At 63.1% G+C, this 1142-nt stretch carries 1 protein-coding gene; it reads right to left on the reverse strand.

What is annotated here, in order from left to right:
- On the reverse strand, positions 1-1142 hold a 1142-nt coding region (tuf, locus tag RV045_RS14310), incomplete at both ends, for an elongation factor Tu (protein ID WP_423236467.1).

The raw sequence follows: 1142 nt of genomic DNA on the forward strand, positions 1-1142 counted from the left end.
CCGCCTTCGCGGATCGCGAAACGCAGGCCTTCTTCCATCGCGATCGGCGCGATCAGCTTGACCGTGATCGACACGTTGTCGCCAGGCATCACCATTTCCTTGCCTTCCGGCAGCTCCACGGCGCCCGTCACGTCCGTCGTGCGGAAGTAGAACTGGGGACGGTAGTTGTTGAAGAACGGCGTATGACGGCCGCCTTCGTCCTTGCTCAGCACGTAGATCTCGGCCGTGAAGTGCGTGTGCGGCTTCACCGAACCGGGCTTGCACAGCACCTGGCCACGCTCGACGTCTTCACGCTTGGTGCCGCGCAGCAGCACGCCGACGTTGTCACCGGCCTGGCCCTGGTCCAGCAGCTTGCGGAACATTTCCACGCCCGTGCAGGTCGTCTTCTGGGTGGGCTTGATACCGACGATCTCGATTTCCTCGCCGACCTTGACCACGCCGCGCTCGACACGGCCCGTCACCACGGTGCCACGACCCGAGATCGAGAACACGTCTTCAACGGGCATCAGGAAGGTGCCGTCCACCGCGCGCTCGGGCGTGGGGATGTAGCTGTCCAGCGCTTCGGCCAGTTTCAGGATCGCGCCTTCGCCCAGCTCGCCCTTGTCGCCTTCCATGGCCAGCTTGGCGCTGCCCTTGACGATGGGGGTGTCGTCGCCCGGGAAGTCGTACTTGGACAGCAGCTCGCGCACTTCCATTTCGACCAGTTCCAGCAGCTCTTCGTCATCGACCATGTCGCACTTGTTCAGGAACACGATGATGTAGGGCACGCCCACCTGACGCGCCAGCAGGATGTGCTCGCGGGTCTGGGGCATGGGGCCGTCAGCGGCCGAGCACACCAGAATTGCGCCATCCATCTGGGCGGCGCCGGTGATCATGTTCTTCACATAGTCGGCGTGTCCGGGGCAATCCACGTGGGCATAGTGACGGCCAGCGGTTTCGTACTCGACGTGCGCGGTGTTGATCGTGATGCCACGGGCCTTTTCTTCGGGCGCTGCGTCGATCTGGTCATAGGCCTTGGCCTGACCGCCGAATTTCTGCGCCAGAACGGTCGTGATTGCCGCCGTCAGCGTGGTTTTGCCGTGATCGACGTGGCCGATCGTGCCGACGTTGACGTGCGGTTTTGTCCGCTCAAACTTTTCCTT

It is taken from the genome of Amphibiibacter pelophylacis, assembly GCF_037688875.1.
GTDB classification, from domain to species: domain Bacteria; phylum Pseudomonadota; class Gammaproteobacteria; order Burkholderiales; family Burkholderiaceae_C; genus Amphibiibacter; species Amphibiibacter pelophylacis.